Annotated in this window: 9 protein-coding genes; 5 read left to right on the top strand and 4 right to left on the bottom strand. The window is 65.8% G+C overall.

What is annotated here, in order from left to right:
• The coding region (locus tag D7X12_RS42895; protein ID WP_158620054.1) for a hypothetical protein at window positions 1-1,867 on the top strand (1,867 nt) is incomplete at its 5' end.
• Window positions 1,868-1,875: 8 nt separating this feature from the next.
• On the top strand, window positions 1,876-5,193 hold the full coding sequence (locus D7X12_RS15395; RefSeq protein ID WP_120626029.1) for a phospholipase D-like domain-containing protein: 3,318 nt from the start codon (window positions 1,876-1,878) through the stop codon (window positions 5,191-5,193).
• 691 nt (window positions 5,194-5,884) lie between these two features.
• On the opposite strand, the gene D7X12_RS42405 is transcribed toward D7X12_RS15395, so the two are convergent.
• The gene (locus D7X12_RS42405; protein WP_147443671.1) at window positions 5,885-6,466 is read right to left on the bottom strand and encodes a hypothetical protein; all 582 of its coding nucleotides are present in this window, start codon (window positions 6,464-6,466) and stop codon (window positions 5,885-5,887) included.
• A gap of 302 nt (window positions 6,467-6,768) precedes the next feature.
• Here D7X12_RS42405 and D7X12_RS15390 point away from each other — a divergent pair, with 302 nt between their 5' ends.
• Window positions 6,769-9,402, top strand: a complete 2,634-nt coding sequence (locus tag D7X12_RS15390; protein WP_341868221.1) for a DEAD/DEAH box helicase — start codon at window positions 6,769-6,771, stop codon at window positions 9,400-9,402.
• A gap of 1,538 nt (window positions 9,403-10,940) precedes the next feature.
• Here D7X12_RS15390 and D7X12_RS15380 read toward each other — a convergent pair.
• Both D7X12_RS15380 and D7X12_RS15375 read right to left on the bottom strand, forming a co-directional pair.
• Window positions 10,941-12,146: an acetyltransferase domain-containing protein gene (locus D7X12_RS15380; RefSeq protein WP_279637188.1), complete on the bottom strand. Its 1,206-nt coding sequence runs from the start codon at window positions 12,144-12,146 to the stop codon at window positions 10,941-10,943.
• Between the two features lie 101 nt (window positions 12,147-12,247).
• A complete protein-coding gene (locus tag D7X12_RS15375; protein ID WP_208719057.1) occupies window positions 12,248-12,436 on the bottom strand; it encodes a hypothetical protein in 189 nt (62 codons plus the stop codon).
• On the opposite strand from D7X12_RS15375, the gene D7X12_RS15370 reads away from it, so the two are divergent.
• Together D7X12_RS15370 and D7X12_RS15360 are read left to right on the top strand one after the other, a co-directional pair.
• Complete coding sequence (locus tag D7X12_RS15370; RefSeq protein ID WP_244224574.1) at window positions 12,393-12,758, top strand: family 43 glycosylhydrolase; 366 nt, start codon at window positions 12,393-12,395, stop codon at window positions 12,756-12,758. The two genes, D7X12_RS15375 and D7X12_RS15370, sit on opposite strands and share 44 nt — an antisense overlap.
• Window positions 12,759-13,651: 893 nt before the next feature.
• On the top strand, window positions 13,652-15,004 hold the full coding sequence (locus tag D7X12_RS15360; RefSeq protein ID WP_120626025.1) for a hypothetical protein: 1,353 nt from the start codon (window positions 13,652-13,654) through the stop codon (window positions 15,002-15,004).
• Window positions 15,005-15,100: 96 nt separating this feature from the next.
• Here D7X12_RS15360 and D7X12_RS15355 read toward each other — a convergent pair whose 3' ends face one another.
• Window positions 15,101-16,807 (bottom strand): thiamine pyrophosphate-binding protein, encoded by a 1,707-nt coding sequence (locus D7X12_RS15355; protein WP_158620053.1) that lies wholly within the window; start codon window positions 16,805-16,807, stop codon window positions 15,101-15,103.
• Window positions 16,808-16,827: the final 20 nt, after the last annotated feature.

The raw sequence follows: 16,827 nt of genomic DNA, 5'->3' as shown, positions 1-16,827 counted from the left end.
CCCCACGCTCGGGCCCGTCCGGCTCGGGCCGTGGATGCCGCGCGCCGTGCCCGAGGCCCGGCGGCAGGTGGTGGTCCCGGTGAGCAACCTCGTCGATGGGGGCACCGTCTCCTTCATCCGGGGCGAAGGCTCCACCTTCACGAGCCTGCACCGGGTGGCGGGGGGGCGCGCCCGCCCGCTGGTGCCGAACCGCCTCACCGAACCGACGCGCGGCGAGCTGGTGGACACCACCGCGCCCGCGGGCCCGGTCACGTACCGCGTCGCGCAGCGAGACCTCATCGGGCGCTGGGGCAGCGTCGGCACGGTGACGGCCGCGGCCCTCGCGAGGCCCCCACCGCCCGCGCCCACGCTCCGCGTCGACTATGTGCAGCCTCCGGTGCCCTCGCCCATGCCCCTGGGCATGCTCGCGGGGACGCTGCGCGTGCGCGTCCCCGTGCCCGCGCCCGGAGTCCTGGCACCGGGCGCGAGCCTGCTCGACCGGCTCGAGGTCACGCTCGACGGCGTCCCCTCCGTGCAGAGCGTGGGCACGGCGACGCAGTTGTCCTTCGACCTCCCGGGTCCGCCGCTTGAGCGCGCCGGGCGGCGCGAGGTCACCCTGGTGGCCCGCTTCGTGGACACGGTCGGCGTTCCTTCCGCCAACTCGGAGCCCCAGCGATTGGTGTTGAGGGATCCGCGCTCGGCCCTCACGCCCGCGGTGGCCCCGGGGCTGCGCTTCACCACGCGCCCGGACGCCACGGGCCGCGCGCGCGTGCGGCTCGCCTTCACCACCGCCACGGGCCAACGTGCCTTCCGGCTGTTCTATTCGGATGAGCGGCGCCTGCTGCACCACCTCCGGAGGCTCGTGGAGCTGGCGGGGCCCGACGCGCCGCGGGCCCGGGCCGCGCTGGACGCCCTGGCCGCCGCCTCCGACGTGGCCGCGCGCGCGCCCCTCTTCGAGCGCGAAGCGTCGCTCTTCAGCAGGGACCTCTTCGAGCCCGTGGGCGCGCCCATCGACGCACCGGCCACGCCCGGCGAGCAGCGCCTGGAGCACGACCTGCCCGCGTCCCTGCGGGTGCTCTCGTTCTACCGGGTGGTCTCCGTGAGCGAGGCCCAGGTGGAGTCGCCCTTCGCCGAGTCCATCCTGGTGCCGGTGGCGGTGCTCCGCGACGACAGCCCGCAGCGGCCGGTGGTGGAGGTCTCCGCCCGGCCGGAGCAACCCGGCCAGCCGCTGGCCGCGAGGGTGCGCATCCGGGTCCCCCGAGGCCCCTTCACGGCCGCGGAGTTCCGGCTGCTGCGAGGAATCGAAGGGGGCCAGGACCTGAACCGCATGGTGGTGGTGGCCCAGGGCCCCATCGCCCCGGCCTCCGAGCCCGACGGCGTGCAGGAGGTCGAGTTCTCCGACACCGGAGCGTCCCCGCTGTCACCCACGAAGACGCTGCGTCCCTTCCTCCGCTACACGTGGCGTGCGCAGGTCCGAGCCGCCCCCGCGCCGGGAGGAGGACCGCCGGCCGCCTGGAGCGAGCCCAGCGCCCTGGTGGCCACCACCTTCGTGCCGCAGCTGCCGCCCGAGCCGGTGACGGGGCTGACGGTCCAGCAGCAGGCCACCCCGGCGCAGCTGCGCTTCGGTCACGAGAACCCGCTGTTGGATGGGGGGCCCGTGGGCCGCTACGTCTTCGAGGTCGACCGGCAGCTGCCGGGTGAGCAGCTCGAGCGCATCAAGACGCTCCATGCGGACCTGCCGCAAGCGTCGGGCGGGCGCGGCGCGGACGGACTGTTCCGCGTGACGGACACGCGGGTCGTCCCCGTGGGGACCCGCTACCGCGTGTGCCTGCGAGACCCGATGGGGCGCACGAGCCCGCCCGCCATCTGCACCCTGGAAAGCCCCTGAGGAATGCCATGCCCCCGCTGATTCCTTCCTCCGAGCAGCTCGGGCTGGTGTCGCCCGCCCTGGGCCCCTGGTTCAACAACCCGCTCGGCGCGCTCCCCGCGCCGGGTGACGACCTGTCCGTGTCCGTGACGCTGCCGGCGGGGACCCAGTGGCTTCCGCCCGCCACGGGCACCCTGTCCCTGCACGTCCAGAAGGCCCCACAGCCGCAGCAAAGGCCCTCGCCGCGCCTGCCGCGAGGCGTGGATGGCGGCGCCGCGCCCTTTGGCACCGACCACCTCGTGGCCCTCTTCACCCTGCTGCCGGAGGTAGAGGCCCGCCTCGATGCGCTGCTGAGTGGCGTCCTCGGTCCGCCGGATGGGCGCGCGCCCACGGCTGGGACCCGCTCCCGGGCGCGAGTGCGCACGCTTGCGCTTGAACTGCTCGAGCCCGCAGTGCTCAACACGAACCGCTGGGACGTGGACCCCACGCTGGTGGGGCTCGGCAATGCCTCACAGCAGGCGCAGACCCTGGGCCTGAAGTTGGAGGTGGAGACGGGCACGGCGCTGATCAACGGCCCGCTGCCCATGTCGGACCTCAAGCGCGCGGGACGCATCAACAGCGCGTTCCAGCCGTTGCTCGTGGCCCGAGCGAGCCTGCCAGTGAAGCTCTGGGCCTTCGACCATCGCGGACGTCCCGTCGACGCGGGCGCGGTGGCCGCGTGGTGGCAGCAATTGGCCAACGCCTTCCTGGTGCCTGGGTCCGCCAACACGCTGTGGGCCTCGGGTCTCGTGGGTACGGACCAGCGCACGCAGGCCGTGCAGGACGCGCGCACCGTCCACCTGGTCAACGCCCACCTGGCCTCGCCCGTCGAGGGCCTGGACACCCTGACGACGAACGCTACCGGCACCGGTCAGGTCCGCCGTGCCACGGGCGCGGGGGCTGTGAGCCTGGCCCTGCCCGCGCCGGTGCCGAACGCCCCGGTCCGGCGACTCGGGCTGCTACCCCAGGGGCGCATGGGGACGAGCGTGCAGCTCTGGCCCGCCACGGTCACTGCGCCCGCCCGGGACTTCGTGCGAGTGGCGCTGGTGGACGTGGAGCAGCACCTGTTGGGGCACGGCCGTTCGTCGAATGCGGTCATGACGCGCACCACGCCGCCCATCCAACCGTCCCCGTCGCCGGTGCTCCTCGACACCACCGACGAGGTGGTGGGCGCGATGGTGCAGACGCTCTCCGGAACCGGCGAGCGGACCCTGCTGTGTTCCACGGTGGAGCGGGATTTGGGTGCGCTGCTTCCGCCGCCGCCCATCCCCGGCACGGCCCCCATCACCTTCCCCTTGTTGAGCGGGGAGGACCTCACCGTCGAGGCCCTGAGGGGCGGTGGCACGGCCGACAACGGAGTCATCACGGGCCAGCGGGTGCTGGTGACGCTGAGGCTCGGGACAGAGCTTGCCGGGGCATGGGTGCGGGTATGGCCCCAGGGCTTCGACAATGAGAGCGCCCGGCACTTCCGTATGGACGGAGGCGCGGGCCCAGTGCGAGTCGATGGTCAGGCGCGAGTGGTGGTGACGCTCCCGGATGGAGACCTGAACGCATCCGCCCCGCTCTCCCTGGACGTCCTGGTCGTGGCGCGAGCAAGGGAGAGCCGCCACTCCGCCGGGCTGCGCATCCAGCGTCCCACGCCCGTGGGAGGAGCCCCCGTCGCCCTCGCGTCCGCGAACGCGCCCCTCCTGGTCTGCGAGCTGAATGCGCAGCCCTTCGCCAACGCGTCGGCCCTCAATGGAGTCATTCCCTCGGGAGCCACCGTGGTGGCGCTCTCCACGCCCCCGGCCCTGGTGGACCGCGCCACGATTCCCAACACCGCCTGGGCCGCGCCCACCCTGGCGAGCACGCTGAACGCGCTGCGCCTGGAGCTCACGCCCCCGGCCTTCCGCCAAATCCCCAAGGGCGACCCAGCGGAGCGCTTCACGGGAGCAGGCGCCGCTGTGCGAACCCTCGAGCGCGTCACCTTGAGCAGCTTCCTGGCCTCTCCGGGCCTGCGTCCCCCCGCCGCGCCCTTACCGAGCCAGGAGCGGCAGGAAGTCATCGCCGGGCGAGTGGACCGAGCCAACGGCCAGGTGGAGGCCGTCATCGGAGCCACGCCGTGCCTGTCGCGCTACCACGAGCTGTTGCCCCACCTGCAGGCCCACCCCGGAGCGCCAGGAGCCCCCGAGGTGCACGGCACGGGTGCGAGGCTGGTAGGCCCCGCCGCGGTTCGTGCTGCGGAGTTGCTGCGCGAGCGTCTCCACTCCACGACACCGGCCCTGGCCACCGCCGCCGCGACGCCGCTACCGCAGCCCCAGGCGCCCGCGAACGCGACGGTCTGGACCACCGTGCTCCAGACCGTGGCCGCGGCCGTGGAGGGCGAAGCGCCCCTCGTCCCACAGGCGACAACCATTCCCTTCTACCCGTTCGGCCAATCCCTCACGGACGCCCTCGCCTTCCTGTCCGGAAGGATCCCCGGGATGCCTGCAGCGCCCCCAGGAGCCGCCGAGGCCGCCTCCGTAGCGCGAGCCCTGGACCGCCGCGTGCGAGTGGCCACGCGAGGCGCAAGGGAAGGCTGGGCCTCCCTGCTGGGCGCCATCGAGCGAGCCCAGGACTTCGTCTACATCGAGACGCCCGCCTTCGACCCCGTCACCTTCATCGGAGACCCGCAGTTGGAGACCCAGCCAGGCCGCACGCCATGGCACGCGCTCATCGAGCGGCTGGCCGCCGTGCCCGGACTGCACGCCTTCGTGTGCCTGCCGGTGGACCTCATGCCGGGCCTGCCCTCAAGGCTGGCCCGCCTGCGCGATGAGCTGATTGCCGGGCTCGAATCCGCCAGCACCCGCGTGGTGGTGTTCTCGCCCGCGACGGGGCCGGGCCGGAGCCTGCGCCTCGCATCCACCACTGTGATTGTGGACGACGTCTATGCCCTCACGGGGACGACGCACCTGTCCCGGCGAGGACTGACGTTCGATTCGTCAGTCGCCGTCGCCACCTTCGACGAGCAGCTTGTGGACGACCGCGCGAGAGAGGTCCGCGACTTCCGCCGGACGCTCATGGCGGGGAGGCTGGGAGTGGACCTGGCCCTGCTGCCGGATGAGCCCCTGGCCCTCTTCGACGCCATCCGAAGGCTCATCGACACCGGGGGGCGCACCCGCCTCGCGGTGGAGCCCTACAAGACGCCCGAACAACCGACCGGCAATCTCACCGCCGACGCCTGGAATCCGGATGGCTCACCGGGCACGAGCTTGGACATCCTCGCCCGGCTCACCGCCCTGCTGACCGGAATCCAGGCCGAGCTGGAGGAGGAGCTCCCCGCGCCCTGATCACTGGATGTGAAGCATCGGCTCAGAGCCCGTACTGCAGCGAGGCCACCAGTTGAGCCAGTTGCGGAGGCGTGGGCACGATGCTGCGGATCGCCTCCACGGCTCGCTGGTGGAACTCCTCGCTCCAGCCGAAGAAGGTCAAGAAGCCGGCATCTCCCAGCTGCTAAGGGAACCGCTCGTGGGGAGACGGCCATTCTCCGGATTGAAGGACGCCCGTGGCGTGAACAGCTGCCATCGCATCCTCGTAGCGGCCGGCGAGTGCAAGGAGCGCGAGTTGCGCCACTGGGTCCCAAGTTGCTGCCCAGAGGCCGCGCTGACAGGCTCCCGGCCTTGCGCAGTCCAGCACTCCATCCATTCAGGTAGCGGAGCTTGGCGCTGCTTTAGCGAATCAACCAATTCCCTGATGGGGTCAGGGCATCGGGCGAGGAGTCGCGCGACAAGCCTGCGGGCGGTGGCGCTCATGCCGACGGATTCTCGATTGAGCACCCAGCCGAAAAGAGCCACGTCTTTGAGCGGTGAGCGGAACCTCCGGAGGAGGACAAGTGGAGCGCCAATCCGCAGCGGCACCAAAAATCCGTCTGACACGCCTCGGAAGAGGCGGTCGATCTGACGCTTGCGCACCTCGCAAGGAACGTTGACCGCCAGTGCCTGAAAGGCATAACAGAAGCGAGGCCCGTCCGTCCCTGACACTCTAGACGCCAGCTTGGTAAGCCCGAATGTGAATCCGTGGCCTCAGGTACCACTCACCCCTGTTTGACGCCTCCAAATGGCAGTCGAAAATATTACGAGACTCCACGATGCCAGCCCGTTCAAGGGCCTTCTCGAATTCCGTAAGAGTTACGTCCGCTGGCTCTACGTTGAGTTGCGACTCCTGGGCCGCGGATACTGCAACGACGACCATCACCCCGTCCTTGAGTCCCCTGAGACGCCGGAAATCATCAACGGCAAAACGCACCATCTTTCCTCGGTTCGCATTCGCCCATATGAGTTTTGTTTCAACATAACATGCGGGCACCCCAGGCTGATACTCGCTTCCGACTGCGAGCACTAAATCAGCGAGCCCACCACCATCAAGCCTGCTCTCACGCGCAACAGAATAGCGAGGCCACGGGTGGTTCTTGGCAAAGACCCAGGCCAGCTCCCAGTTGAGCCAACTCTCAAAGCTATTTCCCGAATCAGCAAAGAAAAGCAGGCGTTTCCTGAACTCGCGGCTCCTGACCAACTGATCCAGAAGCAGGATGAACTCCCGCTTCAGCTCCCTCGCATTCCTCATGCAACCTCCGTGACCCACATCGCCACAGCGAAAAGCTACCATCACTCAACCAGCAGAGGACTAACTTACCCGCTAGCGACAATCATCCCCACAGCAGCAAGACCGAAATACAGAATAATACCCACACGCAGAAGACACCATCACCGGCACTCGACTTGAGTTCCAGGTGTTGCTCACGACTGCCCCGCCGCAATGTAAATTCCGACCAATTCGCTGGCCGGCGCGTGAGTTGTGCGCATCTGGCGACCTAGTTCCATACCCCAGAAGAGGTATCCCTTGTGAGCCATGTTCTTGATAGCCCTATGGACAGCTCCCACATCCATCCCCAGGAGTGTCAGATGGCGTTCAGGAAGATGCCTCCTCCGTCTGCAGTGCCAGACAGCCCAGAGAAGCTCATTCGCGAATTGCCCCGAAGGAAGATCCCTGACGTTCTTCCGCATCAGGGCGAGGTCATGCGGACCTACGCGGCACTTCCACCGAACGTGGCAGATGTAGCCCTCCAACTCCCGACTGGCAGTGGGAAGACTTTGGTAGGATTGCTGATCGCGGAATGGCTGAGGCGCAAGAGCAAAGAGCGCGTGGTCTATCTCTGTCCAACAAACCAACTGGTACACCAAGTAGCGGAGCAGGCCGAAGAGAAATACGGCCTGACCGTTACCGCCTTCACCGGGGGCAAAAAGAGCTACTCCCCGGTGGACAAGGCCTCTTACAACAACGCTAATCACGTCGCAGTCACAACATACAGCAGCGTCTTCAACAGCAACCCATTTTTCGAGAATCCAGATGTACTCATCTTGGATGACGCTCACGCGGCGGAGAACTATGTCGCGTCAATGTGGTCTCTCCGGGTAGAGAAATCCAACAACAAGCACGACAGCCTCCACACCGCCCTAAGATCCATCCTCAAAAGACACATCAGTTCCAGGGATTTCGTGCGACTCTCCGGTGGAGATGAGGGCCCCGTGGACTGGTCATGGGCGGACAAGATTCCCACGCCGGCCTTTGCAACAATCCATGAGGATATCGCAGAGGTGATCGATGCACATGCGGAAGCGGCGAACCTCAAATTTGAGTGGGCTACAATCAAGGACCGTCTGCATGCGTGCCATCTCTATCTCTCCACACAAGATATCCTGATTCGGCCGCTGATCCCGCCCACCTGGACTCATGCTCCTTTCGAGAGGGCTCGGCAGCGCATCTACATGTCGGCGACTCTCGGGGCGAGTGGCGACCTAGAGCGCCTGACCGGTCGTCGCACCATCAAGCGCGTTGAAATCCCCAAGGGGTGGGACCGTCAAGGAGTGGGACGCCGCTTCTTCATCTTCCCCGGCATGTCTCTCACGGACGATGATTCGTTGAAGTTGCGGCACCAACTCATGCATCGCGCCGGGCGAAGCCTTGTTCTTGTGCCAAGCGGCAACGCAGCGAGCAAGATCGTGGACTCTGTAAAAGAAGAATTGAAATTCCGCACCTTTGATGCCGAGGCTATTGAGCTTTCAAAGAAGCCATTCGTCGCAATGGATAAAGCTGTTGCCATCGTGGCCAATCGCTATGATGGCATCGATTTTCCGGACGCGGAATGCAGGCTGCTCTTCATCGAGGGCCTTCCAAGGGCTGTAAATACACAGGAACGATTCCTCATGTCGAGGATGGGAGCCAACGCCCTCTTCAACGAGCGAGTGCAGACGCGCGTTCTGCAGGCTATCGGCCGATGCACGCGGTCTCTCAATGACTTCTCCGCAGTGGTCGTGACTGGAGCAGAGCTACCCGAATACCTGACTGACATCAAACGGCGAAGGTATTTCCACCCCGAACTACAAGCCGAACTTGCTTTCGGTGTTGAGCAGTCGGAAGGCGTTCCCATGGGTGACATTATCGAGAACTTCGGAATGTTCCTCGACAACGGCCCGGAGTGGGAGGAGGTCAATCAACAAATTGTCAGCAGACGTGCTGGAGCACTGCAGGAAGCGTTCCCGGGACTGAGCGAACTATGCGGTGCTGTCGCACAAGAAGTCCGGTACCAGGAAAGCCTGTGGCAGGGAGACTTCGAGGCATCAATGGAATGTGCGCAGCAGGTGCTCGCAGGCCTAAATGCGCCCGAACTGCAAGGGTATCGTGCGCTTTGGCATTACCTCGCAGGAAGCGCGGCATGGCTTGGGGCTCAGGCCGCCAAGTCCGACGCACTCCAAAGCAAGGCACGCACGCACTATGCATCCGCGAAGGGGGCAGCGCGAGGCATTCCTTGGCTCATCGCACTTGCAAGCTATCAGGTGGATCCATCCCCTACAGAGGATGACGTATCTGCACTCATGGCTCAGTTGGAGCAGGTAGAAGCCGTTCTTGCAAGTCTCGGAACGGTGCATGATGGGGCCTTCGCACGCCGCGAAAAGGAAATCCTGGACGGGTTGGCTTCTAAGGAAAGCGTGCCTTTTGAGCAGGCGCAGAGGCTTCTGGGCGAACTGCTGGGCTTCGAGGCGGGGAAAGTCGAGCGTGATGCATCTCCGGACCCATGGTGGATCGCGGGTAATCGATGCATTGTTTTTGAAGATCATTCAGGAGCGGATCCGGCATCCTCGCTGGATGCAACAAAGGCACGTCAGGCTGCTTCTCATCCAAATTGGATGCACACCAATGTGGAGTCGAGCAGAGGAACCCAGCTATTATCCGTTTTGGTGAGCCCTGTAAGCACTGCGCACGAAGGTGCAATTCCCCATTTAAGCCATTTCGCCATGTGGCCGCTGGAGGAGTACCGCAGCTGGGCAAAACATGCCCTTGCAACCATCCGAGAAGTGCGCACGAAGTTCGTGGAGCGAGGCGACCTTGAATGGCGCTCGGTGGCAGCGAAGGCGTTCCAGGAGAACAATCTAGCAGCTGCCAAACTGTACGACTTCCTGTCGCGGCGGCTTGCAGCTGGGCTCTTGAAGCCGGTCAAGTAGGCGTCCAACGGGCGCTACGCCAGGAAATTGTTGCCTCCAAGGCGGCAGCACTTTCCTGGCGCGGGCTGAGAAGCGGCAGCTGAGCATACCCAACAAGGGGCATGGATCCGAGGATTTCTCGGTGGCTACACGCCCTCTGAGTCGTTGTGTAGTCAGAACTTGAGCCTAAGCCCTGGCTGGTCCCAAACCAATGCGAAGAGCCGTCTATTGCTACTTGATCAAATGCAAGGGGGACAAAGGCAGAGAGCGCGAGCGGACGCGGCGTAAACAGATCAGGCAGGTGCTGACTTCAGCGACGCCCTAAACCGCCATGCTCAGAGATGCATGCGGCGTCACTAGCTTCCGGTTCTTGGCACGGCTCCCGGTATCTCGTCCGACGCCTATCGCCAGTCGCTAGACCTATCCCTGGGACATCACTTCAGGGCATAGCCTCTTCGATGATAGACAGATATAACGGGCCGGAGGAAGTAAAAGAGAGATGAAGGTCCGAACGGAAGGAACAGAATGTCGCAACCATTGCTCTCAGCGTTTTTGGTGCTGGCCCTCTCATCGACTGCATATTCTCAAGCTAATTCAAAAGCTGAGCGCAGTGAAAACCTGAAGCGGTGCCTTGACGGCAGATACCCGAGTCTCTGCCGCAAAACCCTGCTGACGGAGCCAGAGCATGCTCAAGTCGTCGAAGCTGAGCGGCGTGAAAATTTAAAGCGGTGTCTCGACGGCAGGTATCCGAGTCTCTGCCGCAAGCACCTGCTAACGGAGCCTGAACATGCTCAAGTCGTCGAGGCTGAGCGGCATGAGAATTTGAAGCGGTGTCTTGACGGTAGGTATCCGAGTCTCTGCCGCAAGCACCTGCTGACTGCGGCCGAACATGCTCAAGTTGCCGAGGCAGAGCGGCGCGAAAATCTGAAGCGGTGTCTTGATGGCAGATACCCGAGCCTCTGCCGCAAGCCCCTGCTGACAGAGGCTGAACATGCTCAAGTTGCCGAGGCTGAGCGGCAGGTGAGTCTTGAATCGAGCCCGGCTCCTCACCGGGAGCCGCAAGGCGGCCATGGAAGCAACCGTGGCGGCACTTCGCGCAGCTATGGTAGCGGATGCGGAAGCCGTGGCGGTCCTGGGTGGCGCAGGCCGGATGGAAAGTGTGCCAGTTGGCGAGATTGATACGTCCTTCTCGCCCATCATGATTGTGTCGTTTGAGATGGCCTTCACCGGGCTGGTTATTCTCCCAGGAAGAACCTACACGACCTGCACTTGGCGGCATTGCTTCGCGCATTGCACGCCCAGGCATGGACTTCAAGAATCGTCCGATTCGCTACCGCAGAGTGCTGGATCGCACGCCGGCCAGAAAGAGCCAGCTCCGCCAACTTCAAGTCCGCGACGAGCACAGAGACGAAGCCCACTTCTGATTCCTCGTCCTTGGCTGCCGCGCCATGCTCCTACGGAGCCTCGACCCTGACATTTCCTAGAGCCTGTACGTAGTGCTGCGGCACTTCGACCTGGGCATCACCACCCGGTCCCACTCACCCACCAGAACAAATTGCCTACAGGTAGCTCATCCAAGCGCTGTTCGTCCGCGCCTTGAGCCTCACGAACCAGCGGCACGCGAACCCCAGCGGCAACACCAGCATCGCGGCGAGCCCCCAGAGTGCCGCGATGTTCGGGACGATGAAGAACGTTTCCTGGTTGGGCCCAAACACAAGCAGCGCCACGCGGTTGAGCATGTGCAGCAGGTAGAGATGGACCAGGTAGAAGAACAACGGCGCCGCCCCAAAGGTCGTGAGCAGCGCCAGTCCCCGCGCGGGCATCCGCTCCAACAGCGCAAGCAGCAGCGCCCCCACCCCCAACGTCAGCAGCAGGAAGTCGAGCGACGGCGGATACTTCGTGAGGTTCAGGAAGGAGATCACCGTCTGGAGGGGCGTGGCACCCGTCCCCCATGGCACGGGCTCCCCATACCCATTCAACAACCGCAGAACCATGAACAGCGTCAACGCGGACGCCCCGACAAGAAACAGCCTGCGCCGACGCGTCACCACGTCCACCGTTTGGGCAAACCAGGGACCGATGACGTGGCCCAGGGCAATCACCCCAATCCACGGCGCCAGGGGATAGGACGTCCGCGCACGCGCATCCCAAGGCAGTTGGATGAACCCCCGGTCGTGGAGGATCGCCCAGAGTGTGGAGCCGGGCTCCCCCGGGGCGATCGTGATGGGGTCGAGCAGGTTGTGCCCGAAGACGATGACCAGTCCCACGCCGAGCAGCGCGGGCTTCGGCAACCACAGGAGCCCGGCGAGGGCGATCATCGACCAGCCAATGACCCAGATGACCTGGAGGTAGTAGGTGGAGGGCGTCAGCGAGAACGTCCAGGCGAAGTTGACCAGCGTCAGCTCCAACAGGACGAGGAACGCGCCCCGCTTCAACAGGAACTCGGAGGCCGCGCGCCTTCCACCTCGCCGCTGGCCATAGAGCCACGCCGACAGCCCGGTCAGGGCAACGAACACCGGCGCACACAGGTGCGACGCGAGTCGCGTGAAGAAGAAGCCGGGAGGCGTGGTGGCCAGGTCCAGCGGATCGCTGACCGGCGCGTGCATGTAGAAGAACTCACGCGCGTGGTCGACGAGCATGAGCACCATGACCAAGCCGCGCAGGGCATCGATGGCGGCGATCCGACCTGTGGTGGCCTGCCTCCTGGCCTGCCCTCCCGTCGGCGAGTCAGCCCCCTGCGGGAGTGAGAGGGAGCCTGCGGGCACCTGGAGTCCCCTTCCCAGCCACGTCGTGGAAGTCCTGCAAGGGTTCAACACCCTCCTCCACGCCGTGTTCCCAGGACGCCGGGTTCTCCAGCAGGCCCGACTCAGTACGCAGGCTTCAGCAGTCCTTCGATGGTGTGGTGCTGCACCACCGTCGCGAGCGAATCCACTACGCGATAGGTGAGGTGGTCTCGCACGCGGGCAGGCAGCGCCTCCAGGTAGCGCCGCGTCACCTGCAGCTCATGGTGGTTGGCGTTCGTCGCGTCCGGCGCATCCACACCGACCACCGGCACCGGGCGCGACTGGTGCGTCTACTCCGGAGGCTCATGGCTCACGCCGTCGTACGGAGTCGCCTACGCCGTCGCCGACCATCCGCTCGGTCCGTGGACCGAGCCGAAGGGTGTGCCGCCGCTGCTGCGGACCGTCCCCAATCGCATCATCGGGCCCGGGCACAACAGCGTCGTCGTCGGGCCTGACGGTCAGGACGTGATGGTGTACCACGCGTGGGACGTGGGCCAGACGGCCCGGCGGATGTGCATCGACCCCATCGTGTGGACGCCGGAAGGGCCGCGGGTGCTCGGGACCACGGATGAGGAGACCGAGTTGCCACGGTAACGTGTGCCCTGCCGAGGTGTGGCTGGGAAGGGGCAGGTGGAGGAGCCTTCGTGGCGGCGGAACTCCAGGTCCTCCACCGTCAGCCCCAGGCCCTGCCCCAGCAAGCTCAACTACATGCAGATGAGTGTATTCTGGGTCGAATAGCCCGTGACCTTGCAGGTCCGGAGGAGATCGCCGCAGCATCCACTCCAAAACTGGGTACCGGACTGAACGTCGGTCCGAGGCATCGTGCCGCCCTGGCAGTTATGGTACGGGCCCTTGGACAGCGCCGCGAGCTGTGGCGAGACCCCGCCCACGGTGCAGGTCTGCCCATCCAAAGACGAATACGTTCCAGCAACCTCCACCCGGGTTTCGACGTTGGACTGCTCATTCATGGGGACGTCGCCCTCTCCGCACCCAGCCGCCAACATTGCCACTGCCAGCAGCGCGGAGATTCTTGCCTTGATTTGCATATCTGGTTCCGTTCCTCATTCGAGCACGGAGGAGCCAATGCGGGGGGACTTCCCTGAGGAGGGCTCCTCCTGACCGACTCAGGGTTCATCGGGAATGGCCGATCTATTCCCTGCCCCTATGAGTCAGCTCAAAGGAGAACAATGCACGGAAGATGCGATTTTCCGTAGAGGCGAGAATTATCAAGCCCCTCTACAAGAGGGGAGCCCGGGTGCCCCGGGCATGGGCAAAGGTTGGGAGCGACCTGAAGTCGCACGCGGCCAATCCGCCGCCAGCGGCTGCGTTGAGAAAGTGGCGCTTGGTGGCCACCCGTGAAGCCCCCAGTGCGGAGAATCCCAATACCAAACATTTCCCCCAGCAGAAGAACTTCCGCCCCTGGCTTTCCGTAGGACACGCCCCACCTGCACTCCCAGTCCAGGTTGTCGTTGAAATGGAGCGCAGACATGGCGGTAGGCAAGGGGCGGTGGTTCATCGGAGTGGGACTCCTCATTGGCTGGCTCGGAATGGGCTGTGGATCGTCGGCTCCCGATAACCGCGAGGAGGAGCCCTCCACGCGGCCCGAGAGCGTTGACCCTGGGGGCTCGGACGCGGGCACCACCGTGATGGAGGAGGCCGCACCCTCCACCGAGGTGGACGGCGGGATCGCGGATGCGGGGGAACCCGGGCCCCAAGAGGAGGCGGACGCTGGAACCGCCGACGCAGGGCCCCTGCCCGAGCCAGAACCCTCGGACTGTGACGCGCTTCCGTCGGTCGTACCGGAGGCTCCCCCGGAAGGCAGGTTGGTGGAGCACGAGGGTTACAGGTACTTGAATTGCGGCGCGACTGCCTCGGACGGCAGGGGCGCCGTCGTCGTCTCCTGGACCCACTACTCCTACAACCCGATTGATATCGAGGCGTATGGCCCTGGGGGCGACGGCTGGCGCCAGACCTTCGGGTCAGACACCTTCGAACCGTACGGTCAGGCCAACGGCTTCCTCAGCTTCAGCCTGTCGAACCAATACTCTCTTTCCTACCTGGACAGCCGGACCTGGCAGCTCACCCACTACCCTCGTGAGCCGCACGACCTGATGAAGTCGGCGGCGGCCCCCCGCGGGGGACTGCGCGCCATCTTCCTGGATGGGACCCTCAAGGCCTACGGCCCGACGGGCGAGACGCTGTGGAGCACCCCCGTGCCCTTGAGCGGGCCCCTGCGGGCGATGGGCGTGGACGCCCGCGGCCACACCCTGCTGGTGACCGTGGGCTACCCGGAAGACGGCAGCGAGCAGGTACCGGTACATGGGCTCTGGGTGGACGCATCGGGCCAACCTGGCACCCCATTCCTCGCACTGGCCCAGGCGCCCGTGCCGTCGTGGGATACCACCTACGAGTTCGTGGCACAGGCGGAGCAAGGGCTCTTCCTGGGCATCACCTACAACGGCGCCAGGACGTGGACGGCCTTCGCGCCCCTGGAGTCCCAGACCCACGCTCCACCCGCCTGGCTTGCAATCAATGCGGAGCAACCGCTGCTCCGGCTTCCCAATGGCAAGGGCTACATCCGGTGGTCGCGGCCCCTGGCCTGCCAGCACGAGGCGGAGTTCCTCTCCGCCTCGGGCAGGTCCTGCGGCAAGACGCGCTTCCCGGCCATGCCTCCTGACAGGATTGGCCGCTGCGGCTCCATGAGCATGGGCTCCGACGGGACCGTCATCGAGACGTTCCCCAGGGATCAGTACTACTGGGATCCCGAAGCCTCGAATCCCTATTACTGCCGGGTCCGGTGGTGGCCGGCCTTGTTCAAGCCCTGGACCCAGCCGGAATAGGGCCGGGCATGAGGTGCCGCGGGCGCGCCCATCGCATGGGTGGCGACTCCCCGCTGTCCCGCCCCTGGTGGGGAGGGGCCAGCGGGGGCCTGGGGCTCAGAGCATGATCTCCTTGAAGGACTTCCCAGACGGAATCAGTGGCAGGCAGTCCTCATACGGCGTGACCATCTCGAGGAAGTGCGGTCCCCGGTGCGCCACTGCCCTGTCGAGCACCCCTCGGAGCGCAGCGGGCGACTCCACCCGGTCCACGTGGCCGTCCGTGAAGCCGTTGCCGCGCGCCAGGGTGGTCCACTGCTTGCCCTGCTTGATGACCCCTGTCTTGCGCCCCTCGTAGAAGTGGTTGTTCCACATCCGCACGATGCCGTAGCCGTCGTTGTTGAAGAGCAACACCTTCACCGGCAACGCGCGCTCCCACGCCGTCTCCAGCTCCGCCTCGGAGAACCGCAGGCTCCCATCCCCCGCGATGCAGATGACCAGCGCGTCGGGATTGGCGATCTGCGCTCCCAACGCCAACGGAAGCCCGGAGCCCATGCACCCGAGCCCCGCCGACGTCAGGAATTCATCCCCCGGCTGCAGCTCCAGGTACTGCGACGCCCACATCTGGTGGCTCCCCACCTCCGTCGTGAAGATGACCCGCTGGCCGCTCTTCGCCCGGTGCGCCCGCACCGCCGCGTTGAGCTGCTCCAACACCAGCTGCGCCTGGAGCGTGCCCGGCTGCTCCTTGTAGGTGGACGGGTACTCCTTGCGGACCGCCGCGATGCGCTCGTGCCACTGCGTGAAGCGCAGCCCCTTGCCTTCGAGCAGCGACGCGAACGCCCCCAGCGTCTCCTTCAGGTGCCCCACCACCCCGAGCTTCCGCTCCGGCATCACCTTCTGGACCTGCTCCTGGGCGATGTCGAAGTGGATGAGCCGCCGCGCGTTCGGAGCGAAGCGCTTCGTGTCACCCGTGATGCGGTCGTCGAACCGCGAGCCCAGGGAGATGACCAGGTCCGCGTTGTCGACGATCCAGTTCGGAACGTAGAACCCGTGCATGCCAATCATTCCGTGGCAGTGCGGGTGGGTGCTCGACAGCGCCGCCTTCCCGGGGAGCGTGTGCACCACCGGGATGGGCGCGGCCTCCAGCAATGCCAACAGCTCGCTGCGCGCCTGCGCGATCACCACGCCGCGACCGGCGATGATGACCGGGCGCTCGGCATGCCGCAGGCTGTCCACGACCTCCTCCAGCCCCGACGGCGCGGACCGGGGCTTCGCCTTCACCACCGCCGGAGCGCGGGGCGGCAGCGGTGCGCAGGCCTGCTGCTGGAGGTCCTTCGGGAAGTCGATGAGCACCGGGCCCGGCCGACCGTCGAAGGCCACGCGGATGGCGTCGGCCAGCACCTCGGCCGCGTCCTCCATCCGCTCCAGGTAGACCACCTTCTTCGCCACCGAGGCGGCAATGACAGTGATGTCGATCTCCTGGAACGCGTCCGTGTTTCGCGCGCTCCGGGCCACCTGCCCCGTCACCACGAGCAGCGGGATGTTGTCCCGCAGCGCGTCCGACAGGGGCGTGATGAAGTTCGTCGCGCCCGGCCCCGACGTCGCCGTGACGGCGCACAGCTTGCCGGTCACCTGGGTGTAGCCCATCGCCGCCCAGGCCGCGCCCTGCTCCGTCTGGAAGCACTGGAGCTCGAGCCCCGGGTGGGCCTCCAGCGCGTCGACGAAGTCCATCACCGCGCCGCCGGTGACCGCGAACGTGCGCTCGATGCCCGCGCGCACCAACAGCTCCACGAAGATGTCTGAACCCGTGCTCCAAGAACGTTTCATTGGCTCACCGCCTCTCGCCC

It is taken from the genome of Corallococcus sicarius, from assembly GCF_003611735.1.
Taxonomy (GTDB): Bacteria; Myxococcota; Myxococcia; order Myxococcales; family Myxococcaceae; genus Corallococcus; species Corallococcus sicarius.
Note: the sequence above shows the minus strand (reverse complement) of the source record. Positions and strands in the feature narration are given on the sequence as shown.

Bases quoted from the DNA above. Each gene is read 5' to 3' on its own strand.
- D7X12_RS15355 (WP_158620053.1), bottom strand. From the start codon at position 16,807: ATGAAACGTTCTTGGAGCACGGGTTCAGACATCTTCGTGGAGCTGTTG.
- D7X12_RS15390 (WP_341868221.1), top strand. From the start codon at position 6,769: ATGGACAGCTCCCACATCCATCCCCAGGAGTGTCAGATGGCGTTCAGG.
- D7X12_RS15395 (WP_120626029.1), top strand. From the start codon at position 1,876: ATGCCCCCGCTGATTCCTTCCTCCGAGCAGCTCGGGCTGGTGTCGCCC.
- D7X12_RS15360 (WP_120626025.1), top strand. From the start codon at position 13,652: ATGGCGGTAGGCAAGGGGCGGTGGTTCATCGGAGTGGGACTCCTCATT.
- D7X12_RS42405 (WP_147443671.1), bottom strand. From the start codon at position 6,466: ATGAGGAATGCGAGGGAGCTGAAGCGGGAGTTCATCCTGCTTCTGGAT.